Below are 3,698 nucleotides of genomic sequence, written 5' to 3' on the forward strand. Positions count from 1 at the left end.
GCCCCGCCGCGGGCGCGGCCCCGCCCGCGCGGGCGGGGGGGGGGGGGGGGGGGCTTTTTTTCTCCTCCGCCCCCTCCCCCCCCCCCCCCCGCGGCCCCCGCCCCCCCCCCCCCCCCCCCCCCCCCGGGGCCGGTTGGGGGGTCCGGTTCGCCGCCGGCACCGGTCGTCGCCTTATCGGATCCACCCGCGGCCGGGGTCTCGCCGGCCCCACTTGCCGGCGGAAGGCTGTCGGCATCCCCGGCTGCCGGCGCGGTGTCACCACTTGCCGGTGCGGTGGCGCCGGGCCCGGGTGCGTCGCCGGGATGCCCCGCACCGGGATCGGTACCGGACGGGCCGGTTTCGGCCGGCCGGGGTGCCCAGGGTTCGGTGTCGGTGACCGGCGGGCCCAGTTCCACCCGTTCGGTCGTATTCGGCTCGCCCTCGGCCTGCGGGCGGCGCGGCGCCTTACGCATACCCGGTTCCAGCGGCAGCGGGCTCTTACCCATTTTCTGCCCGCGGACCAACGGCAAGGTCAGCCGGAAGCTGGCGCCCACATTGGGGCGGCCCCACGCCTCCAGCTTCCCGTCGTGCAGATTCGCGTCCTCGACGCTGATCGACAGTCCGAGGCCGGTACCGCCGGAGCGGCGCATCCGCGACGGATCGGAGCGCCAGAACCTGCTGAAGACCAGCTTCTCCTCCCCCGGCCGCAACCCGACCCCCTGATCCCGCACGACCACCGCCAGCGCATTGGCCTCGGTATCCCCGCGCATCCGGATCAGCACCGGTTTGCCCTCGCTGTGGTCGATGGCATTCGCCAGCAGATTGCGCAACACCCGTTCCACCCGGCGCGGATCCACCTCGGCGACCACCGGCTCCTCCGGCAGATCGATCACCACCTCGATTCCGGCGTCGCGGGCGAGGTGGCGCACCGTGGAAATCGCCGCGCGCGCACACATCCGCACGTCCAGCGATTCCACCTGGAGTTCGGCGACACCGGCGTCGTGGCGCGAGATCTCGAGCAGATCGTTGAGCAGTCCCTCGAACCGGTCCAGTTCGGTCACCAGCAGTTCGGCGCTACGCGCCAGCGCCGGATCCAGATCGTCGCTGCTGCCGTGGATCAGGTCGGCGGCCATCCGCACAGTGGTCAGCGGCGTACGCAGTTCGTGGCTGACGTCGGAGGTGAAGCGGCGCTGCAGATTGCCGAACTCCTCGAGCTGGTTGATCTGGTTGGACAGGCTCTCGGCCATTTCGTTGAAAGCCTTGGCGAGCCGGGCGATATCGTCGTCACCGCGCACCAGCATGCGCTCCTTGAGACGGCCGTCGGCGAAACGACCGGCGATCCGCGCGGCGGACCGGATGGGCAGCACGACCTGGCGGGTCACCAGGGCGGTGATCGCGGCGAGCAGGATCAGCAGCACCGCGCCACCGACCATCATGGTGCCGCGCATCAGCGCGAGGCTGCGCTCCTCGTTGCCCAGCGGGAAGATCAGATAGATCTCCAGCGTGGGCACTTCGGCGCTGGGACTGCCCAGGATCAGTGCCCGGCCGCGATAACCGTCCGGATCGGCGACATTGGCGAATTGGTAGCTCACCTGATTGCGCTGGACGAATCGGCGCAATGAATCGGGCACTTCCTCGATGGGCCCGGCGGTGACCACCTGCTGTGGCGACCCGCCGATCATGCTCAGCGCCGAATCGAAGCTCCCCGCGGCCCCGGCCGAACGGCCCGAATCGCGCCGGTTGGACAGCGAGTCGCGGGCGTCGGACAACCGCTGTTGCTGACTGGAGACATCGTGTACCCCGGAGAGCTGTCCCTCCACGGTGTTGCGGACCCGATCCATCTCCTCGACCCCGGCATTGATCTTGGCGTCCAGCAGCCGATCGGTGATCTGGCTGGTCAGCACCACACCGAGCACGGTGATGACGATCAACGACAGCGTCAGCGTCGAAACGATGACGCGCAGTTGCAGCGAGCGCCGCCAGAGCAGACCCAGCGATTTCCCGACATGCTGAAACCATTCGTTGACCGGAGCCAGCGCCTGCCGCAGCTGCGCCGCCCGACTGCTCCCGCCCGGATCGCGATCTGCGCGGGACCCATCCTGGTCGCGCAAGTTACCGCCTCCGGGCCCGGAGCCGACGGCCACCGATCACGGCGGACCGGCCTTGTATCCCACACCGCGCACGGTCAGCACGATCTCCGGATTCTCCGGATCCTTCTCGACCTTGGCGCGCAATCGCTGCACATGGACGTTCACCAGGCGGGTGTCGGCGGCGTGCCGGTAACCCCAGACCTGCTCCAGCAGCACCTCGCGGGTGAACACCTGCCGCGGTTTGCGCGCGAGCGCCACCAGCAGGTCGAACTCCAGCGGGGTCAGCGAGATCTGCGCGCCCTCGCGGGTGACCTTGTGCGCCGGCACATCGATCACGATATCGGCGATGGTGAGCAGTTCGGCCGGCTCTTCCTCGGTACGGCGCAACCGCGCCCGCACCCGCGCCACCAGTTCCTTCGGTTTGAAGGGTTTGACGATGTAGTCGTCGGCGCCGGATTCCAGGCCGAGCACCACATCGACGGTATCGGTCTTGGCGGTGAGCATCACGATCGGCACACCGGAATCGGCCCGCAGCACCCGGCATACGTCGATACCGTTCATCCCCGGCAGCATCAGGTCCAGCAGGACCAGATCGGGCCGGATCTCCCGGACCGCCGACAGGGCCTGGGTGCCGTCGCCGACCACGTGCGGGTCGAAACCCTCGCCCCGCAGGACGATGGTGAGCATCTCCGCGAGGGCCATATCGTCGTCGACGACCAGAATCTTCGGCTTCATAGTTACTATGTTGTCATCTCCCGGGCTCGTAACGGGTCGCCACGCCATACATGGCGCGTTCCCGCCGGATATCCAACACTAATTCGCTACCAATGCGGCGAGCCGCGCGGCCAATACATTCATTTCGCCCGTGCACGAGCCGGAACCTTGTTCGCCGGGCCGGAAAACCCACCAGGTTCCATACCAATCACGCCGAGCGAGATCACGGTACACCGCAGCGGTGCGTTCCTGTAATCCGCCGTCGCGTTCGTAGGCGTCCAACTCCCGTGCCGCGTCGAGTTCGCCGCGGCGGCGGGCCCGTTCGGCCGCCACCTCGACCGGAACGTCCAGCAGCACCTGCACCTGCGGCACCGGGAGTTCGAACCGGCCGAACTCCAATTCCCCGACCCACCGCACGATTTCCCCGTCCGCGGATTGGCCGAGCCGCGCGGCGTTGTAGGCGGCGTTGGAGGCGACGTAGCGGTCCAGGACCACCACATCGTTTCCGGCGAGCATTTTCGCCAGTTCGTCGGCCGCTCCGGCGCGATCCAGTGCGAAGAGAACGGCCATGGCGTGTACCGAGGTGGCCAGATCGCCGTGGGCGCCGCGTAGCGCCTCGGCGGCCAGATCGGCGTGCACCGACCGGCCGTAGCGGGGGAAGGCCAGGGTGTCCGCGCGTAGCCCGCGCTGTTCGAGCGCGGCCACCAGCTCGGCGATCAGCGTCCGTTTACCCGCTCCGTCGAGGCCTTCCACCGAGACCAGAACACCCATGGACAGCAGCCTACTCGGACAGCTGTTGCCCCCCGGCCGCGGGGGGGGGGGCCCCGCGCGCGCCCGGTAATGGTGGGGGGGAGTATTGGGGTTTTGGGCGGGGGTTTTGGGGGGCCGCCAAAACGGGTTGTTTTTTTTGGGGGG

General features: G+C 68.9%; 3 protein-coding genes. All 3 read right to left on the minus strand.

What is annotated here, in order from left to right; translation table 11 throughout:
• A partial coding sequence (mtrB, locus tag QH276_RS15795; RefSeq protein ID WP_432278792.1) for an MtrAB system histidine kinase MtrB occupies nucleotides 1-2,027 on the minus strand: 2,027 nt, incomplete at its 3' end.
• 99 nt (nucleotides 2,028-2,126) lie between these two features.
• The gene (gene mtrA / locus QH276_RS15800) at nucleotides 2,127-2,804 is read right to left on the minus strand and encodes an MtrAB system response regulator MtrA (RefSeq protein WP_040837514.1); all 678 of its coding nucleotides are present in this window, start codon (nucleotides 2,802-2,804) and stop codon (nucleotides 2,127-2,129) included.
• Nucleotides 2,805-2,882: 78 nt separating this feature from the next.
• Complete coding sequence (locus QH276_RS15805) at nucleotides 2,883-3,554, minus strand: dTMP kinase (protein WP_280398119.1); 672 nt, start codon at nucleotides 3,552-3,554, stop codon at nucleotides 2,883-2,885.
• Nucleotides 3,555-3,698 lie beyond the last annotated feature (144 nt).

It is taken from the genome of Nocardia carnea (assembly GCF_029869215.1).
In the GTDB taxonomy this organism is placed as follows: Bacteria; Actinomycetota; Actinomycetes; order Mycobacteriales; family Mycobacteriaceae; genus Nocardia; species Nocardia carnea_B.

Excerpts from the sequence above, each read along its gene's own strand:
- QH276_RS15805 (WP_280398119.1), bottom strand. The coding sequence starts at position 3,554 with ATGGGTGTTCTGGTCTCGGTGGAAGGCCTCGACGGAGCGGGTAAACGG.
- mtrA (WP_040837514.1), bottom strand. The coding sequence starts at position 2,804 with ATGAAGCCGAAGATTCTGGTCGTCGACGACGATATGGCCCTCGCGGAG.